The sequence below is a fragment of the Burkholderia sp. KJ006 genome (assembly GCF_000262695.1).
GTDB lineage: Bacteria > Pseudomonadota > Gammaproteobacteria > Burkholderiales > Burkholderiaceae > Burkholderia > Burkholderia vietnamiensis.
Genome location: NC_017920.1, coordinates 1,869,434 through 1,887,901, shown reverse-complemented (window position 1 = coordinate 1,887,901; position 18,468 = coordinate 1,869,434). Strand labels below are relative to the sequence as shown.

Annotated in this window: 14 protein-coding genes; 6 read left to right on the top strand and 8 right to left on the bottom strand. The window is 67.8% G+C overall.

The annotated features are described in order from the left end of the window. The first annotated feature begins 322 nt into the window (after positions 1-322). Positions 323-2,848, top strand: coding sequence for a penicillin-binding protein 1A (locus MYA_RS08485; RefSeq protein WP_014723186.1), 2,526 nt, complete (start codon positions 323-325; stop codon positions 2,846-2,848). A 417-nt stretch (positions 2,849-3,265) separates the two neighbouring features. Here MYA_RS08485 and MYA_RS08480 read toward each other — a convergent pair whose 3' ends face one another. From MYA_RS08480 to mfd, 3 genes are all read right to left on the bottom strand, one after another. Next, a complete protein-coding gene (locus MYA_RS08480; protein ID WP_014723184.1) occupies positions 3,266-4,285 on the bottom strand; it encodes a threonine/serine dehydratase in 1,020 nt (339 codons plus the stop codon). 56 nt (positions 4,286-4,341) lie between these two features. Further along, complete coding sequence (gene argE / locus MYA_RS08475) at positions 4,342-5,562, bottom strand: acetylornithine deacetylase (RefSeq protein ID WP_011885093.1); 1,221 nt, start codon at positions 5,560-5,562, stop codon at positions 4,342-4,344. A 118-nt stretch (positions 5,563-5,680) separates the two neighbouring features. Next, positions 5,681-9,136, bottom strand: a complete 3,456-nt coding sequence (gene mfd, locus MYA_RS08470) for a transcription-repair coupling factor (RefSeq protein WP_014723183.1) — start codon at positions 9,134-9,136, stop codon at positions 5,681-5,683. 108 nt (positions 9,137-9,244) lie between these two features. Here mfd and ispD point away from each other — a divergent pair, with 108 nt between their 5' ends. Both ispD and ispF read left to right on the top strand, forming a co-directional pair. Beyond that, positions 9,245-9,955 carry a 2-C-methyl-D-erythritol 4-phosphate cytidylyltransferase gene (ispD, locus tag MYA_RS08465; RefSeq protein WP_014723182.1) on the top strand — a complete coding sequence of 237 codons (711 nt, stop codon included), beginning with the start codon at positions 9,245-9,247 and terminating at the stop codon, positions 9,953-9,955. A 28-nt stretch (positions 9,956-9,983) separates the two neighbouring features. Next, complete coding sequence (gene ispF / locus MYA_RS08460) at positions 9,984-10,460, top strand: 2-C-methyl-D-erythritol 2,4-cyclodiphosphate synthase (protein ID WP_014723181.1); 477 nt, start codon at positions 9,984-9,986, stop codon at positions 10,458-10,460. Between the two features lie 132 nt (positions 10,461-10,592). Here ispF and MYA_RS08455 read toward each other — a convergent pair whose 3' ends face one another. The 4 genes from MYA_RS08455 to ompR all read right to left on the bottom strand — a co-directional run bounded on the left by MYA_RS08455 (position 10,593) and on the right by ompR (position 14,071). Then, complete coding sequence (locus MYA_RS08455) at positions 10,593-11,120, bottom strand: carboxymuconolactone decarboxylase family protein (RefSeq protein ID WP_014723180.1); 528 nt, start codon at positions 11,118-11,120, stop codon at positions 10,593-10,595. A gap of 77 nt (positions 11,121-11,197) precedes the next feature. Next, positions 11,198-11,746 (bottom strand): peroxiredoxin, encoded by a 549-nt coding sequence (locus MYA_RS08450; protein WP_011885088.1) that lies wholly within the window; start codon positions 11,744-11,746, stop codon positions 11,198-11,200. Positions 11,747-11,935: 189 nt separating this feature from the next. Continuing rightward, positions 11,936-13,297: an ATP-binding protein gene (locus tag MYA_RS08445; protein WP_014723179.1), complete on the bottom strand. Its 1,362-nt coding sequence runs from the start codon at positions 13,295-13,297 to the stop codon at positions 11,936-11,938. A 39-nt stretch (positions 13,298-13,336) separates the two neighbouring features. Further along, positions 13,337-14,071, bottom strand: a complete 735-nt coding sequence (ompR, locus tag MYA_RS08440; protein ID WP_004192636.1) for an osmolarity response regulator transcription factor OmpR — start codon at positions 14,069-14,071, stop codon at positions 13,337-13,339. Positions 14,072-14,328: 257 nt separating this feature from the next. Here ompR and MYA_RS08435 point away from each other — a divergent pair, with 257 nt between their 5' ends. The 3 genes from MYA_RS08435 (at position 14,329) to MYA_RS08425 (ending at position 17,506) form a co-directional block, all read left to right on the top strand. Further along, entirely contained in the window at positions 14,329-14,607 is a 279-nt protein-coding gene (locus MYA_RS08435; protein ID WP_014723178.1) for a hypothetical protein, read from the top strand. Positions 14,608-14,727: 120 nt separating this feature from the next. Continuing rightward, on the top strand, positions 14,728-16,230 hold the full coding sequence (locus MYA_RS08430; RefSeq protein WP_011885085.1) for a DUF1800 domain-containing protein: 1,503 nt from the start codon (positions 14,728-14,730) through the stop codon (positions 16,228-16,230). Between the two features lie 67 nt (positions 16,231-16,297). Next, entirely contained in the window at positions 16,298-17,506 is a 1,209-nt protein-coding gene (locus MYA_RS08425) for a DUF1501 domain-containing protein (RefSeq protein WP_011885084.1), read from the top strand. 10 nt (positions 17,507-17,516) lie between these two features. Here MYA_RS08425 and hpnD read toward each other — a convergent pair whose 3' ends face one another. After that, positions 17,517-18,350: a presqualene diphosphate synthase HpnD gene (gene hpnD, locus MYA_RS08420; protein WP_014723176.1), complete on the bottom strand. Its 834-nt coding sequence runs from the start codon at positions 18,348-18,350 to the stop codon at positions 17,517-17,519. Positions 18,351-18,468 lie beyond the last annotated feature (118 nt).

Here is an 18,468-nt window from a genome sequence, read left to right as displayed (position 1 = left end):
GCGCGAGTTCAAGCGCTGCGGGTCGCGTCGATTCGATGCTTTCGCGATTGAAAGCAACGGCGCGGCGCGCAGCGCGCTGCGCGACCATGATAGGCGCAGCCTGCGGCGAATACGTTCCGCAATTCGCCGCAGTGCGGGAATTTTTACAAAAAATCGCGAAGTCAACCGGTCGATTTCATTAAAATGCGCTGTCACGTCGCGGGAACGGATCGCTGCGCCACGCGGTCTGTCGACGTGACAGTGCCACGATGCACCCACTCTGATTCATCCGCTTGCCTATCCGCATGCGTCCGAGGGCGCCACGTTCGCCCGCCATTCCGACATGCCAATCATCAAACGACCGTCTTCCTCCTCCGATCGGAAAGAACCTCACTACTCGCTGCGCCGTTCGCCGTCGGGAGCCTATTACCCCGATGACGACGAGCCCGACGACGACCGTCGCGCATCGCGCCGCGGCGGCGGCCGCGACGGCGACGGGCGTCGCTCGTTCGGCTCGCGCGTCGCGCTGTGGTTCGTCGGCCTGTTCGCGACGCTCGCGATCGTCGGCGCGCTGATCGTCGGCTATGCGCTCGTCGTGATGGCGCCGCAGCTGCCGTCGCTCGACGCGCTGACCAACTACCAGCCGAAGGTGCCGCTGCGCGTGTATTCCGCCGATCACGTGCTGCTCGGCGAGTTCGGCGAGGAGCGCCGCAGTCTCGTGCGCTTCCAGGACATTCCCGACGTGATGAAGAAGGCGGTGCTCGCGATCGAGGACTACCGCTTCTACGAACACGGCGGCGTCGATTTCCTCGGCATCCTGCGCGCGGGCGTGGCCGACCTGCTGCACGGCGGCGCGCGCCAGGGCGCGAGCACGATCACGATGCAGGTCGCGCGCAACTTCTTCCTGTCGAGCGAGAAGACCTACACGCGCAAGATCTACGAGATGCTGCTCGCGTACAAGATCGAGCGCGCGCTGACGAAGGACCAGATCCTCGAGCTGTACATGAACCAGATCTATCTGGGCCAGCGCTCGTACGGTTTCGCGGCTGCCGCGCGCGTGTACTTCGGCAAGGACCTGAAGGACATTACGCTCGCCGAGGCGGCGATGCTCGCGGGGCTGCCGAAGGCGCCGTCCGCGTACAACCCGGTCGTCAATCCGAAGCGCGCGAAGGTGCGTCAGGAATACATCCTCAAGCGCATGCTCGAAATCGGCTACATCACGCAGCCGCAGTACGACCAGGCGGTGAAGGAGGAGATCCACGTGCGCACGCCGGGCAACCAGTACGCGGTGCACGGCGAATACGTTGCCGAGATGGTGCGGCAGATGATGTACGAGCAGTACAAGGATGAAACCTATACGCGCGGGCTGACCGTCACCACGACGATCAACGCGGCCGATCAGGAAGCGGCCTATCAGGCCGTGCGGCGCGGCATTCTCGACTACGAGCGCCGCCACGGCTATCGCGGGCCGGAAGGGTCGATCAATCTGCCGGCCGCCGGTGACGATCGCGACGAGGCGGTCGACGACGCGCTCGCCGATCACCCCGACAACGGCGATCTGCAATCGGCCGTGGTGCTGTCGGCATCGCCGAATGCGGTCGACGTGCAGTTCGTCGGCGGCGCGACCACGACGATCGGGCCGGCCGGCCTGCGCTTCGTGTCCGCCGCGCTGAGCCCGCGCGCGAACGCGACGCTGCGGATCAAGCCGGGCTCGATCGTGCGCGTGCTGAAGGACGGCAAGACGGGCTGGCAGGTCGTGCAGCTGCCGCAGGTCGAAGGCGCGCTCGTCGCGATCGCGCCGCAGGACGGTGCGATCCGTTCGCTGGTCGGCGGCTTCGACTTCAACAAGAGCAAGTTCAACCACGTGACGCAGGCGTGGCGCCAGCCGGGCTCGTCGTTCAAGCCGTTCATTTATTCGGCATCGCTCGACAAGGGCATGGGGCCGGCGACGATCATCAACGATGCGCCGCTGTACTTCCCGCCGAGCGTGCCGGGCGGCACCGCGTGGGAGCCGAAGGACGACGATCAGCCGGACGGCCCGATGTCGATGCGCACTGCGCTGCAGCGCTCGAAGAACCTCGTGTCGATCCGCATCCTCGCGTCGATCGGCACGCAGTACGCGCAGCAGTACGTGACGCAGCGCTTCGGCTTCGATCCGGCGAAGACGCCGCCGTACCTGCCGATGGCGCTCGGCGCCGGGCTCGTCACGCCGTTGCAGCTCGCGACCGGCTACGCCGTGTTCGCGAACGGCGGCTACAAGGTCGATCCGTATCTGATCGCCGAAGTCGACGACGCGCGCGGCCAGCCGCTGCAGAAGTCGCAGCCGGCGGTCGCGGGCAGCACGGCGCCGCGCACGATCGAAGGCCGCAACGCGTACGTGATGAACAGCCTGCTGCATTCGGTCGCGACGGCCGGCACCGGCGCGGGCACCAACGCGCTCGGCCGCAGCGACCTGCAGGGCAAGACGGGTACGACCAACGATGCGAAGGACGGCTGGTTCGCCGGCTATCAACAGTCGCTCGTCGCGGTCGCGTGGATGGGCTTCGATCAGCCGAAGAGCCTCGGCAGCCGCGAATTCGGCGCGCAGCTCGCGTTGCCGATCTGGGTGAACTACATGCGCACCGCGCTGAACGGCGTGCCCGAGCAGCAGATGCCGATGCCCGACGGGCTGACGACGATCGACGGCGAGCTGTATTACGCCGACCGCACGCCGGGCAACGGCTTCGTGGCGAGCGTCGACATCAACCCGGCCGAGAACGCGATCAGCGCGAACGACGCACTCGGCTCGGCCGGTGCGGCGGGGCTCGCGCCGCCGCCCGTCACGCAGCAGGAGAAGCAGCAGATCATGGACATGTTCGAAAGCAAGTAAGCGGAACACTGACGTGTCGACTGCAACGGGCGCCTTCGGGCGCCCGTTTCGTTTGCGTGCGGCCGCGCGTCGACGGCGATCGCGAACCCGAGCGCGACCGGATGCCGGATGCCGGATGCCGGATGCCGGCGCGACACGCACGCCGATGGTTCGATCGTTCGTGTGAGGAATCGCCCGCGCTACGCGTGGCGGATCGCCGCGGTGCAGCGGACGGCGATGATCGGGATCACGAAGGGTGGGTTGCGCCGCGCAAAGCGCCGATGGATCGCGTTCGCCGGCCGCATCTGCCTATTTTGCGTCCGGCCCCGTGCGCGCACGTAAAACGCTGCGCGCTCAACCACTTGCAGAGAGGTGCGGCGGGTTATCAACAGGGCTGTCAACAAAAACTGGGGATAACCCTGAGCGTCGCGAGCGGGTTCAGCGCTGCAGCTGCGCGTGCGCGAGATGCATGCCGAGCGTGGCCGGATCGGTGTTCGTGCCCGGCAGCAGCACGCCGACCCGCTTGCCCTGCAGCGTTTCGCGCAGCGGGCCGAGCAGCCCCGCGAGCGCGGCCGCGCACGCGGGCTCGACCGCCAGCTTCAGATGCGAGAACAGGAACAGCATCGCCGCGCGCAGCGCGTCGTCCGACACGGTGACGATCCGGTCGACGTGACGCCGGCACAGCTGATAGCTGTATTCCTCGGTGTGCGGCGCCATCAGCGAATCGGCGATGCTCTGCATCGCGCCCATCTTGATCGTGTGGTTCGCCGCGAAGCTGCGGCACATCGCGTCGGCGCCTTCGGGTTCGACACCGTACACGTGCACGCGCGGATTCGCGAGGCGCAACGCGGTGGCCATGCCGGCCGCGAGGCCGCCGCCGCCGATCGGCACGATCACCGCATCGAGGTCGGGCGTCTGCGTTGCCCATTCGTAGCCGAGCGTCGCGGTGCCGAGAATCGTGCGATAGCCGTTGAACGGATGGATGAAGAAGCGGCCTTCCTCGGCCTCGACGCGCCGCACGAGGTCGAATGCCTGCGACGCGCTGCCGGCCAGCACGACTTCCGCGCGATACGCGCGGCACTGCGCGATGCGCGCCGGGCTCGCGGTATGGGGCATCACGACCTTGGCGCTGCTGCCGAGCCGCATCGCCGCATATGCGACGGCCGCCGCATGATTGCCGGCCGACACGCAGGTGACGCCGGCGTTCTTGCGCGCTTCGTCGAGCGCGAGCACGTGCGTGAACGCGCCGCGCGCCTTGAAGCTGCCGCTCGCCTGTAGCAGCTCAAACTTGAAGTTGACGTGCGTACCTTCGAGCGTCGGCAGATCGGCGCGTTCGAATACCGGCGTGCGCGCGACCCAGGGCGACAACGCGAAATGCTGCGCGGCGATTTCGTCGAGCGTCGGAATCGGCTCGCCGTCGATCGTCGTGTGGGCCGGGCCCGTTGATTCAGTCGACATGACGTGGCGGATGGGGAGAGTGGGGCCGGCCCGCGTGCGCAGGCCGGCGCGGGCGGTCAGTGCGCGTCGACCGACATGCTGCGGATGAATTTGCGCAGGAACTGCTCGCACGCGGCGAGCTGTGCGAGCTCGACGTATTCGTTCGGCTTGTGCGCCTGCTCGATGTTGCCGGGCCCGCACACGATGCTCGGAATGCCCGCGCGTTCGAACAGGCCGGCCTCGGTGCCGTACGCGACCTTGCGCTTGTCCTGATCGGCCGTGAGCGCGCGCACGAGCTGCGTGATCGCGGCCTGCTCGGTCGCGTCGAGGCCCGGCGCGGCGGCGATCTTCGAGAACTCGATGGCCGCGTTCGGATGCTCGCGGCGCATCTGCGGCAGCAGCGTTTCCTGCGCATACGCTTCGATGCGCGCGAAGATCTGCTCGGGGTCGAGCGTCGGCAGGTTGCGGAACTCGAAGTCGAACCGGCATTCGGCCGGCACCGTGTTGATCGCGTTGCCGCCCTGGATCGTGCTCGTCTGCGCGGTCGTGAACGGCACGTCGTACAGCGCGTCGAACGGCCCTTCGGCGCGGAAGCGCTCCGCGAGGTCGCGGATGTGGCAGATCAGGCGCGCCGCGTACTCGATCGCGTTCAGCCCCTTCGGCGTCAGCGACGAGTGCGCCGCATGGCCGCGCACGCAGCAACGGTATGCGTTGATGCCCTTGTGCGCGATGATCGGGCGCATGCTGGTCGGCTCGCCGACGATGCAGCCCGATGGCTTCACGCCGCGCTTGACCAGATCGGCGATCAGCAGCGGCGCGCCGGCGCAGCCGATTTCCTCGTCGTAGGACAGCGCGAAGTGGATCGGCTTCGCGAGCCTGGCTGCCTGCATCTCGGGCAGCAGCGCGAGCGCCGCGCCGATGAAGCCCTTCATGTCGCAGGTGCCGCGACCGTACAGGCGGCCGTCGCGCAGCTGCGGCGCGAACGGGTCGCTGTCCCACTGCTGGCCGTCGACCGGCACGACGTCGGTGTGACCCGACAGCACGATGCCACCATCGGTCGAGCCGTCGTGCGCGGGCACCGTGGCGAACAGGTTCGCCCAGCCGTCGCGCGCGTCGTGCGTGAGCGTCGACTCGATGCCGCTCGCGGCGAGCGCGTCGCGCACCGTTTCGATCAGGCCGAGGTTCGGCACGCGGCTCGTCGTGTCCATCGACACCAGCCGCTCGATCCACGGCAGGCTGACGAGCGACGCGTCGGGTTGGTCGGCGGCGGAAGGTGCCGGCGCGTCGAGGATGGACATGGCAAAACTCCGTCTGAGGAATGGGAAAATCATACTCAAAAACGCGTCGCGCCGCCTTTGCCGCACGCGATGCGGCGCAGCATCGCGTGCGTGGTGCCTGGTGCGTGCGTGCCGCCGCTCAGCGTGCGGCGCTCGGCGCGAGTGCGCGCAGCGTCTCCTTGATCGTCGACACGCGGATCGCCAGATCCGGCGAGCGCGTCTCGATGCGCAGCTTGTCCTGCCCGGCGAGCTTGATGTGCCGATGCTTCTGCACCATCTCGATGATGCGCATCGGATCGATCGGCGGGTTCGGCTCGAACTGCAGCCCGATCGCGACCTCGCTCGCGTCGATCTTGACGATGCCGAGCGGCTTCGCGGCGAGCCGCAGCCGGTGCGTTTCGACGAGCGCCTGCGCCTGCGGCGGCAGCTTGCCGAAGCGGTCGATCAGCTCTTCCTGGATGCCGTCGATCGCATCGCCGTGCTCGCAATTCGCCAGCCGCTTGTAGAGCGACAAACGCTCCTGCACGTCCGCGCAGTAGTCGGCCGGCAGGATCGCGGGCGCATGCAGGTTGATCTCGGTCGTCGCGGCGAGCGGGGCGGTGAGGTCCGGCTCCTTGCCGTTCTTCAGCGCCTTCACCGCGTCGTTCAGCATGTCGGTGTACAGCTGGAAGCCGATCTCGTGGATCTCGCCCGACTGCTTGTCGCCGAGCACCTCGCCGGTGCCGCGGATCTCGAGGTCGTGCATCGCCAGATAGAAGCCCGAGCCGAGCTCCTCCATCTGCTGGATCGCCTCGAGCCGGCGCTGCGCCTGCTTGGTCAGCGACTGCGGATCGTGCACCAGCAGGTACGCATAAGCCTGGTGGTGCGAGCGGCCGACGCGGCCGCGCAGCTGGTGAAGCTGCGCGAGGCCGAACTTGTCGGCGCGGTGCATGATGATCGTGTTCGCGCTCGGCACGTCGATGCCGGTCTCGATGATCGTCGTGCAGAGCAGGACGTTCGCGCGCTGCGCGACGAAATCGCGCATCACGCGCTCGAGCTCGCGCTCGTGCATCTGGCCGTGCGCGATCACGATGCGCGCCTCGGGCACCAGCGCCTCGAGCATCGCCTTGCGGTTCTCGATCGTCTCGACCTCGTTGTGCAGGAAGTACACCTGGCCGCCGCGCTTCAGTTCGCGCAGCATCGCCTCGCGGATCACACTTTCTTCCTCGCGCCGCACGAAGGTCTTGATCGCGAGCCGCTTCTGCGGCGCGGTCGCGATCACCGAGAAGTCGCGCAGCCCTTCGAGCGCCATGCCGAGCGTGCGCGGGATCGGCGTCGCGGTGAGCGTCAGCACGTCGACCTCCGCGCGCAGCGCCTTCAGCGCTTCCTTCTGACGTACGCCGAAGCGATGCTCCTCGTCGATGATCACGAGGCCCAGGCGCTTGAACTGCACGTCGGACGACAGCAGCTTGTGCGTGCCGATCACGATGTCGACGCTGCCTTCGTTGATCTGCGCGATCGCCGCATTGACTTCCTTCGCGGTCTTGAAGCGCGACAGCTCGACGATGCGCACCGGCCAGTCGGCGAAGCGGTCGGCGAAGGTCTGCGTGTGCTGCTCGGCGAGCAGCGTGGTCGGCGACAGCAGCGCGACCTGCTTGCCGCCCATCACCGCGATGAACGCCGCGCGCAGCGCGACCTCGGTCTTGCCGAAGCCGACGTCGCCGCACACGAGGCGGTCCATCGGCTTGCCGCTCGTCATGTCGCCGATCACGGCGGCGATCGCGGCGGCCTGGTCGGGCGTTTCCTCGAAACCGAAGCTCTCCGCGAACTTCACGTAGTCGCGCGGATCGAGCGCGAACGCGTGGCCTTCGCGCGCGGCGCGGCGCGCGTACAGGTTCAGCAGCTCGGCGGCCGTGTCGCGGATCTGCTGCGCGGCCTTGCGCTTCGCGCGTTCCCACTGGCCCGAACCGAGCGCGTGCAGCGGTGCGCTGTCGGGATCGGCGCCGCTGTAGCGCGAGATCACGTGCAGTTGCGCGACCGGCACGTAGAGCTTGCTGTCGCCCGCGTATTCGAGATGCAGGAATTCCGTCTCGCCTTCGCCGAGATCCATCGACACGAGGCCCATGTAGCGGCCGATCCCGTGTTGCGCATGGACGACCGGATCGCCGACCTTCAGCTCCGACAGGTCGCGCACCATCGCGTCGACGTTGCTCGCCTGTTCCTGGCGCCGGCGCCCCGCGCGGCGGCCGAGCGCGCCGTACAGCTCGGTTTCGGTGACGATCGCGTAGCCTTCGGCCGGCACCGCGAAGCCGCTGGCGAGCGGCGCGACGCCGAGCGCGAACGGCGCGTCGCTGTCGAGCCAGCCCGCGAAGTGGTCGTTCGACGTGGGGCGCAGCCGATGCTCGGCGAGCAGTTGCAGGATCGTTTCGCGGCGGCCGGCCGATTCGACCGTCAGCAGCACGCGCTTGCCCGACGACTCGACGAACGTGCGCAGCGCGGCGAGCGGATCGTCGGCATGGCGGTCGACCGTCAGCTCGGGCAGCGGCGTCGCCCAGCCGCCGGCCGGCTGTGCGGGCAGCACGACGCGCGCGAACGGTTTTGCGAACGCGAAGAAATCCTCGTCCGACAGGAACAGCCGCTGCGGCTCGAGGATCGGCCGTTCGCGATCGTGCGCGAGGAACGCGTGGCGTTGCTTCGTATCGGCGGTGAAGCGGCGGATCGACGCCTCGAGGTCGCCGGTGAACACCAGATGCGCGGCCTGCGGCAGGTAGTGAAACAGCGTGGCCGTCTCGTCGAAGAACAGCGGCAGGTAATACTCGATGCCGGCCGACGGGACGCCGTTGCCGATGTCCTTGTAGATCGGCGCGCGGCTCGGATCGCCTTCGAAGGTCTCGCGCCAGCGGCTGCGGAACGCCGTGCGTGCGGCCTCGTCGAACGGAAATTCGCGGCCGGGCAGCAGGCGCACGTCGCGCACCGGGTACAGGCTGCGCTGCGTATCGGGATCGAACGCGCGGATCGAGTCGACCTGATCGTCGAACAGGTCGATCCGGTACGGCAGCGGCGAGCCCATCGGATACAGGTCGATCAGCGAGCCGCGCACGCAGTATTCGCCGGGCCGCACGACCTGGCTCACGTGCTCGTAGCCGGCGAGCGTCAGCTGCGCCTTCAGCTTCGCCTCGTCGAGCCGCTCGCCCTGCGCGAACGCGAACGTGTAGGCGGCCATGAACGACGCGGGCGGCATCCGGTACAGCGCGGTGGTCGCGGGCACCAGCAGGATGTCGCAGCGGCCCTCGCCGAGGTCGTGCAGCGTCGCGAGCCGCTCGGAGACGAGATCCTGGTGCGGCGAGAACGTGTCGTACGGCAGCGTCTCCCAGTCCGGCAGCAGGCGTACGCGCGCATCCGGCGAGAAGTAGCGCAGCTCCTGCGACAGCCGCTGTGCGTCGACCGCATTCGCGCAGATCACCGCGAGGAGCGGGACCGCGTCGCGGTTCTCGGCAAGATAGCGGGCGATGGCGAGTGCGTCTGCGGAGCCGTGCGCGCCGTCGAAGATGAAGCGCTGGCCCGGTTTGACGCGGGCGACGGGCGAGGCGAACGGGTTGGTAGCGGTGTCTGGCATAGGGACGGCAGGGGTGGCGGGCACGGGCGCAGCGCGGTGCGCCGGTCGAGACGAAAGACCTATTATAAAATCCGCTTCTCGATTTCACCTTTCCGGCGTTCTCCGTTCGTGACACCCCGACTTTTTGCCCTGATTCCCTGCGCCGGCACGGGCAGCCGCTCCGGTTCGGCCGTGCCGAAGCAATACCGCACGCTGGCCGGTCGCGCGCTTCTCCATTACACGCTCGCCGCGTTCGACGCCTGCAGCGAGTTCGCCCAGACGCTCGTCGTGCTCGCGCCCGACGATACCCATTTCGACGCACGCCGCTTCGCGGGCCTGCGCTTCGCGGTGCGCCGCTGCGGCGGCGGCTCGCGTCAGGCGTCGGTACTCAACGGGCTGCTCGGGCTCGCCGAGTTCGGCGCGACCGACCAGGACTGGGTGCTCGTGCATGACGCCGCGCGCCCCGGCATCACGCCGACGCTGATCCGCACGCTGGTCGCGACGCTGAAGGACGATCCGGTGGGCGGCATCCTCGCGCTGCCGGTCGCCGATACGCTCAAGCGCGTGCCGACCGGCGGCGACGCGATCGCGCGCACCGAGTCGCGCGACGCGCTGTGGCAGGCGCAGACGCCGCAGATGTTTCGCATCGGCATGCTGCGCGACGCCATCCTGCGCGCGCAGCGCGAAGGGCACGACCTGACCGACGAGGCGAGCGCGATCGAATGGGCGGGCCATACGCCGCGCGTCGTGCAGGGCAGCCTGCGCAACTTCAAGGTCACCTACCCGGAAGACTTCTCGCTCGCGGAAGCGATTCTCGCGGCTCCCGCGCACGCCTCCTGACTTTCACTTCATCTCAACCGGAACACGCATGGATTTCAGAATCGGACAAGGCTACGACGTGCATCAGCTCGTCTCGGGGCGCCCGCTCATCATCGGCGGCGTGACGATTCCGTACGAGCGCGGGCTGCTCGGCCACTCGGATGCGGACGTGCTGCTGCACGCGATCACCGACGCGCTGTTCGGCGCGGCGGCGCTCGGCGACATCGGCCGCCATTTCTCCGACACCGACGCCGCCTTCAAGGGCGCGGACAGCCGCGTGCTGCTGCGCGAATGCGCGGCGCGCGTGAAGGCGGCCGGCTTCACGATCCAGAACGTCGACAGCACCGTGATCGCGCAGGCGCCGAAGCTCGCGCCGCACATCGACGGCATGCGCGCGAACATCGCGGCCGACCTCGGCTTGCCGCTCGAACGTGTGAACGTGAAGGCGAAGACCAACGAGAAGCTCGGCTATCTCGGCCGCGGCGACGGCATCGAGGCGCAGGCGGCCGCGCTGCTGGTGAAGTAGCGGTTGCGCGTGCGCGTCGCAGGCCGGTTCGATCCGGCGTGCGGCGTGCAGCGTGTGCCGCCCGAATGACAAATGCCACGCTGATGCGTGGCATTTGTCGTTTTGCGGGTCGGGCCGCTGCGGCCCGCGCGCTTATGCGCCTTCGGCGGCGATCACCTGCGCGGCGGCGTTGATCACCGACGCGATGCGGCCGACGTCGCGCAGCTGCGTCGTCGTCATGCCTTGCTCGTTCTTCAGCAGCGCATAGTGCGACTGCACGCAGAAGTGGCACTTGCCGACGATCGACGCGGCGAGCGCATACATCTCGAAGCGCCGCTTGTCGACGCCACCATGCGACGCATACGCGCCCATCCGCAGCTCGGCGCGCTGCGTCTTCAGGTCGGCGTCGTCGGCCATCTCGACATACGGATACCAGGTGTTGTTCATCCCCATCAGCGCGGCCGCGGTCAGCGCCGCGTTCGTCTCTTCGGGCGACAGCACGCCGGCTTCGCGGATCGTCTTGACGAGCACCGTGCTCTTCGCCGCGAACGCCGCCGCCAGCGCGACGCCGACCGCATCGTTGCCTTCCAGCGACGAGCGCGAGATCGTGCCGTCGAGGTTCAGGCGAATGTCCTTCGCGTAGTCGGGGATGCATGCCTTAATCGAGTCGATGAATTCCATTGACATCTCCTATGGGTTGGCCGTTAAAAAAGCCCGCAGGCAGCACGTGCGCCGCGGGCTTCGAGCATCGATGCGCTTTACAGCGTTGCGCCGCCGACCGCGCGGTTGCACGGGCACAGTTCGTCCGTTTGCAGGCCGTCCAGAATGCGCAGGACTTCTTCCGGGCTACGGCCGACGTTCAGGTTGTTCACCGAGACGTGCTGGATCGTGTTGTCCGGATCGACGATGAACGTGGCACGCAGTGCGACGCCGGCTTCCTTGTCGCGCACGCCGAGCTGGTCGATCAGTTCGCCCTTGACGTCGCCGAACGAGTAGTGGTTCAGCTTGTCGAGATCCTTGTGCTCACGGCGCCATGCGAGCTTGACGAATTCGTTGTCCGAGCTGCCGCCGAGCAGCACGGCGTCGCGTTCTTCGAACTGCTTCGCCAGCTTCGCGAATTCGACGATTTCCGTCGGGCACACGAACGTGAAGTCCTTCGGATAGAAGTAGATGATCTTCCACTTGCCCGGGAACGACGTTTCGGTGACGGTTTCGAACGCCGACTGGCCGTTTTCCTCATGATTGTTGAAGCCCGGCTTCGCGGCTACGACGGTGAAAGCTTCGAGTTTATCGCCCACGGTTTTCATGCGGATACTCCTGTATGTGTTGGGAAGAAGACTGAGTCAAGCTACCTCGGTGCTGCAACGTCGTTGTGACAGCATAGGGCAGACTATAGCACTATTAATAAAGCCATTCAATAGATTTTTACTAACACGCGCCATAGTTTTTTTCAACTGCGGCGATAGTGCGGCGCGCACGAAACGTGCGTACACGCGTCATGCGGTCGCGCGCGCCTTGCCGGCGGCGGGGAATTCGAGCGAGACCTCGAGGCCGGCCTCGGGGCTGCGGTTGCGCAGCCGCAGCGCGCCGCGATAGCGGCCGACCAGGCGCAGCACGATCGCCATCCCGAGGCCCGTGCCGTCCGCCTTGGTGCGTGCGGTGTCGACGCGGTAGAACGGCCGCATCACGAGCGGCAGCTGGTCTTCCGGGATGCCCGGGCCTTCGTCGCTCACCGACAGCTCGACGCGCGCGTGCGTGACGCGCGTCTCCAGCGTGATACGCGAGATGCCGTCGTCGCGGCTCTGGCCGTATTTACGCGCGTTCTCGACGAGGTTGCCGATCACGCGGCGCATGTCGGTTTCGTCGGCTTCGATCACGGCGCTCGGCGCGAGCCGCGTGCGGATCTGGACGCCGTCTTCGTTCGACACGCGCGCGGCGACCTCGTGCGCGATCGACGACAGGTCCACCGGCTCCGGCCTGCGCTGGGCCGGGCGCGCATAGTCGATGAAGGCCGCGATGATGCGGTCCATCTGCTCGATGTCGTCGACCATCGCGTCCTTGGTCGCCTGATCGGACGGGCTCATCTCGGTTTCGAGCCGCAGCCGCGCGAGCGGCGTGCGCAGGTCGTGCGAGATGCCCGCGAGCATCAGCGCGCGGTCTGCCTCGAGCTGTTCGAGGTCGCGCACCATCTGGTTGAAGCTGCGGTTCGTGTCGGCCGCGACGCCCATCCCGCGCTCGGGCAGCGGCTCCGGCGCCTGGCCCGAGCCGACCTGACGCGCGGCCAGCGCGAGCCGCGAGAACGGCCGGTTCACGAGGCTCGTGATGAAGGCCGAGCCGAACAGCGACAGCGCCAGCGCGAACAGACCCCAGCCGGCCCACTGCAGGCCGGTCACGTTGTCGAGCTGGTCGCGATCGAGTGCGACCCAGTAGTCGTCGTCGTCGATCTTGAAGCTGATCCAGACGCCGGGAATGTCGTTGACCGATTGCGCGATCACGGTGTCGTCGCCGAGGCGGCTGCGGATGTCGTGTTCGATCAGCCGGTTCAGCGATTCGTCGGGCTGCAGCTTGAACTTGTCGGTCTTTTCGCGCGGATAGACGCGCACGCCCTCGTTGCTCTCGAGGTCCTGCAGCAGCGCACGCCGCAAGTCGGGATCGGAATAGAGCAGGGCGGTGCGCGTGAGCTTCACGACCGCGACGAGCTGGAGCGCGACGCGCTGCGCGCGCGGCTCCCGCTCGATCACGCGAAAGCTCTGGAACCACGCGGCGAGGCTGACCGAGATCAGCAGCGCGATCAGCAGGAAGGTGCGCCAGAACAGCCCGCCGAACGCGAGCTGCAGGAGGCGCCGGTCGATACGCATGGGACGGGCCGTAGGCGGGCGAAACCGGAAGAAAGGGGATCAGGCCGCGCCGTCGGGGATGAACACGTAGCCGAGGCCCCAGACGGTCTGGATGAAACGCGGGCTGCCCGGGTCCGGCTCGATCAGCTTGCGCAGGCGCGAGATCTGCACGTCGAGGCTGCGATCGAAGACTTCGTATTCACGGCCGCGCGCGAGTTCCATCAGCTTCTCGCGCGACAGCGGCTGGCGCGGATGGCGCGCGAACACCTTCAGCACCGAGAACTCGCCGGTCGTGAGCGGGATCTCCTGGCCGGACTTCGTCAGCGTGCGCGTCGCGAGGTTCAGCGAGAATTCGCCGAACTCGAACACCTCGGTGGTTTCCGACGGCGCGCCCGGCAACTCGGCCGGCGCCTGACGGCGCAGCACCGCGTGAATGCGCGCGACGAGTTCGCGCGGGTTGAACGGCTTCGGCAGGTAATCGTCGGCGCCCATCTCGAGCCCGACGATGCGATCGACGTCTTCGCCCTTCGCGGTGAGCATGATGATCGGCGTGCGATCGTTGCTGCCGCGCAGCCGGCGGCAGATCGACAGGCCGTCTTCGCCGGGCAGCATCAGGTCGAGCACGAGCAGATCGAAGCGCTCGCGCACCCAGAGCTTGTTCATCGCCGTCGCGTTCTCAGCGACGTATACGTTGAAACCCTGCTCGCCGAGATAGCGGCGCAGCAGATCGCGCAGGCGCGGGTCGTCGTCGACGACGAGAATCTTGGAGGGGTTTTTCGTTTCCATGAGCGGCATCTTATCGCGAATGGGAAATGACGCACGCTTGCGTATTTTCGCGCGTTACAGTCGGTTACAAAATTTACCCGTAGTGTCGCACGGAGTAAAGGCAGGCTATAGAGATTCCTTTACTCGAAGCCGAAATTCGGTAGATACTCCCCTGCACTCCATCTTTCATCTTTGTACGCCCGAATTCGCAGGGTTTTTCAAGTACCAGAGGTAACCGGTTGCCGCGTGACGAAGCGAACAAATCGACCAAAGAAGCGAGGACGGTCATGCGATCTGCCCGGATTGCACTGATGCTGACGATCGCGCTCGCCGGTCCATATGCGTCGAACGTCGCGTATGCGCAGCGCCCCGAGCAGGGCGCATCGTCGCGCAAGCTGTCGCGGGGCAAAGCGACGCAGTCCGACCACGCGGCCGATTCCGCCGGCCGTTCCGCCGTGCCTCCCGATCTCGAACAGCGCCGCCGCGACGGGCACATGACGCCCGAGGAGCGCCACCTGTTGCGCCAGCACATCGAGGACGCCGTCCGCGAGTTGTACAAGCGCTGATCCGCGCATGCGTTGCGCGGTCACGGAAAGATTCCGTAGCAATTTCCCCGTCAACGTGCGCGTCGGTGCTGCCGTTGTACCGGCATCCGCACCGCCGGTGCGCTCCGGGAGCCCCCGACGATGAAAGCGAACGCTGCCGCACCGACATCGCCTGCGATGCAGGCGCCGCTCGACGCCGACGATGCGCTGTTCTTCTTGAGCCGTACCGGCTTTTCCCCCGCACCCGCCGACGTCGCACGCCTCGTCGGCATGACGCGCGCGCAAGCCGTCGCCGACACGCTCGGCAACGTGCGCCGCGACCCCGTGACGACCTGGCCCGACTGGCTCGCCGAGCCGCCGCCAACCCGCGCGCAGCGTCAGGCGTTGACGCCCGAGCTGCGGCGTGACGAGCAGCGCGAACGCAACCGCCGCTACGATGCGCTGCGCGCGGCGTGGGTCAACGAGATGGTCGCGACGCCGTCGCCGCTCACCGAACGCATGACGCTGTTCTGGCACGGCCACTTCACGTCGGGGCAGGACAAGGTCCCGTATCCGCAGACGATGGCCGCGCAGAATGCGCTGTTTCGCCGCGAGGCGCTCGGCAATTTCGGCACGCTGCTGCATGCGGTCGCGAAGGACCCGGCGATGCTGCAGTATCTCGACGGCGTGAGCAACCGCAAGGGGCGCCCGAACGAGAATTTCGCGCGCGAGGTGATGGAGCTGTTCACGCTCGGCGAAGGCCGCTACACGCAGCACGACGTGACCGAAGCCGCGCGTGCGCTGACCGGCTGGAGCGTCGATCCCGATACGCTCGGCTTCGTGGTGCGGCCGGACTGGCACGATACGGGCGAGAAGACGATCCTCGGCGAGACCGGCGCGTTCGACGGCGACACGTTTCTCGACATCCTGCTGGCGCGCCCCGACACCGCGCACTTCATCGCGGGCAAGCTGTGGCGCGAGTTCGTATCCGATACGCCCGATGCGGCCGCGCTCGACGGCGTGGCCGAACGGTTTCGCGCGAGCGGCTATGAGATCCGCGCGGCGCTCGCCGCGCTATGGTCGACCGATGCGTTCTGGGATCCGCGCAATCGTGGCGTGCTCGTGAAGTCGCCGGTCGAGTTCGTCGTCGGGACGGTGCGGCTGTTCGACGTCGCGTACGGCGACCCGCAGATGCTTGCCAACACCGTGCGCACGCTCGGTCAGAACCTGTTCTATCCGCCCAACGTGAAGGGCTGGCCCGGTGGTGCGGCGTGGATCAACAGCACCACGCTGCTCGCGCGCAAGCAGTTCGTCGAGCAGCTGTTTCGTGCGACGGAGACGGCCGGCATGCACGCGCCGGCGCACGCGATCGCGCAGGCATCGGCGGCGCGCGCCCATGCGCTGCAGCCGATCGATGCGGCGTCTGCCGCCGGCGGGATGCGTGCGGCGTCGGCGAAGCCCGCGCGCGGCGGCTTGCGGTTCGACCTCGAACGCTGGCTCGCGCAGTTTCGTGCGCGACCGCAGGCGATCGCCGGGCTGTCGACCGAACTGCAGTTGCAGCACGCGGTGCTGCAGCTTTCACCGGTCGCTGCGATCGACACGGACTCGACCGGTAGCGCGTATCTCGAGGCGCTGCTGATGGACCCGGCCTACCAACTGAAATGATTCAACCGACGATGAAGTGCAACGCCGGCGCGTCCAGAATGCGCGACGGCGAGCAAAAGGACGTGCGATGAACCGACGTGATTTTCTGACGCTGACCGGCGCCGCGGCTGCGGCCGGCGTGTCGCTGTGGCAAGTGCCTGCGCTGGCTGCGGCCGCGCCGGGGCGGCAGGGCGCGTATGCGAACGTGTTGGTCCTCGTCGAGCTGAAGGGTGGCAACGACGGGCTGAACACGGTGGTGCCGTACGCGGACCCGCTCTACTACCAGTTTCGTCGCAGCATCGGCGTCAAGCGCGATCAGGCGCTGCAGCTCGATGCGCAGACGGGGCTGCATCCTGCGCTCGCGCCGCTGATGCCGCTGTGGCACGACGGGCAGCTCGCCATCGTGCAGGGCGTCGGTTATCCGCAGCCGAACCTGTCGCATTTCCGCTCGATCGAGATCTGGGATACCGCGTCGCGCGCCGACCAGTATCTGCGCGAGGGCTGGCTCACCCGCACCTTCGCGCAGGCGCCGGTGCCGCCCGGGTTCGCGGCCGACGGCGTCGTGCTCGGCAGCGCGGAGATGGGGCCGCTCGCGAACGGCGCGCGTGCGATCGCGCTCGTCAATCCCGCGCAGTTCATCCGTGCAGCGCGGCTTGCCGAGCCGTCGTCGCTGCGCGAACAGAACCCGGCGCTCGCGCACATCATCGACGTCGAGAACGACATCGTGAAGGCCGCCGACCGGCTGCGCCCGCGCGGCGGGATGCGCGAGTTCCGGACCGCGTTTCCGGCCGGTGCGTTCGGCACGTCGGTGAAGACCGCGATGCAGGTGCTGGCCGCGTGCGAGGCATCGGGGCCGGGCGCGCAGGATGGCGTCGCGGTGTTGCGCCTGACGCTGAATGGCTTCGATACGCATCAGAACCAGCCGGGGCAGCACGCTGCGCTGCTCAAGCAGTTCGCGCAAGGGATGAGCGCGATGCGCGGCGCGTTGCTCGAGCTCGGACGTTGGAATCAGACCCTCGTGATGACGTATGCGGAATTCGGGCGGCGCGTGCGCGAGAACCAGAGCAACGGCACCGATCACGGCACGGCCGCGCCGCATTTCGTGATGGGCGGCCGCGTGGCGGGCGGGCTGTATGGGGCGCCGCCGGCGCTCGCGCGGCTCGACGGCAATGGCAACCTGCCGGTCGCGGTCGACTTCCGACAGCTTTACGCGACCGTGCTCGGACCGTGGTGGGGACTCGATGCGACGCGCGTGCTGCAGGCACGCTTCGACACGCTGCCGCTGCTGAAGGTGTAAGGCGGGCGGCTCAGTGGCGGCGCGCCGCGCGCCACGCGATCCACAGCTTGCGGATCGGCGTCAGCGCGATGCGCTGATGCAGCACCTGGTAGCCGTCGCGTTCGATTTCGTCGAGCAGTGCGCCGGCCAGCGCGATCTGCGCGCGCAGCGTGCGCTGCGCGCGGCGTTCCGCTGCGGGGATCGCCGCGTCGGCGGCGGTGAGCGCTGCGCGTGCGCGGCTGGTCTGAAACTGCAGCAGCTCGGTGAAGGCGGGGCTGTAGCGGCGATTGAGCAGATCGGCCGCGGTCACGTTGTAGCGTTGCAGTTCGTCGATCGGCAGATAGATGCGGCCATGGCGCGCATCGTTGCCGAGTTCCTGCACGAACTGCGCGAGCATCAGTGCGTGGCCGGCGTCCGCGGCCCACGATTGCGGGTCGGCCGGATTCGCGGCGCTCGCGCGCGCGACCAGCGAAGCAAACGCGCCGCCGACCTGCGCGATGTAGCGCTGCAGATTGGCGAAGTCGAGATAGCGCGCCTGTTCGAGGTCCATTCCGAAACCGTTCACGAGCGTGCGCAGCGCATCGGCTTCGGCGGCGATCGTCGGATGATGCTGCGCGAGCGACTTCGTGACCGGATGCGTCGGCGCGCCGGCGGCGAGCGCTGCGAGTTCCTTGTGCCACCACGCGAGCTTCGTGTGCCCTACGGTCGGGTCGCTGATTTCCTTGACGGTTTCCTCGAGTTCGCGGCGCAGCGCGAACAGGGCGGTGAGACGCGGCTCGGTGGCGCGCGGCGCCTGGCGCAGCGCGTAGTAGACGCTGGAGCCCGCGGGGGCGGCCTTGTGCTGGCAGTAGTCGTCGAAATTCACGGGTGGGATCGTGGCGGAGGCAGGTTCGGGGATGCGCGCGGCGGCGCTTGGACGACACGTCGAGCGCGGCATTCTAGCACCGCTGTCCGGCAGGCGCCGGCCGGGCAACACAACGCGG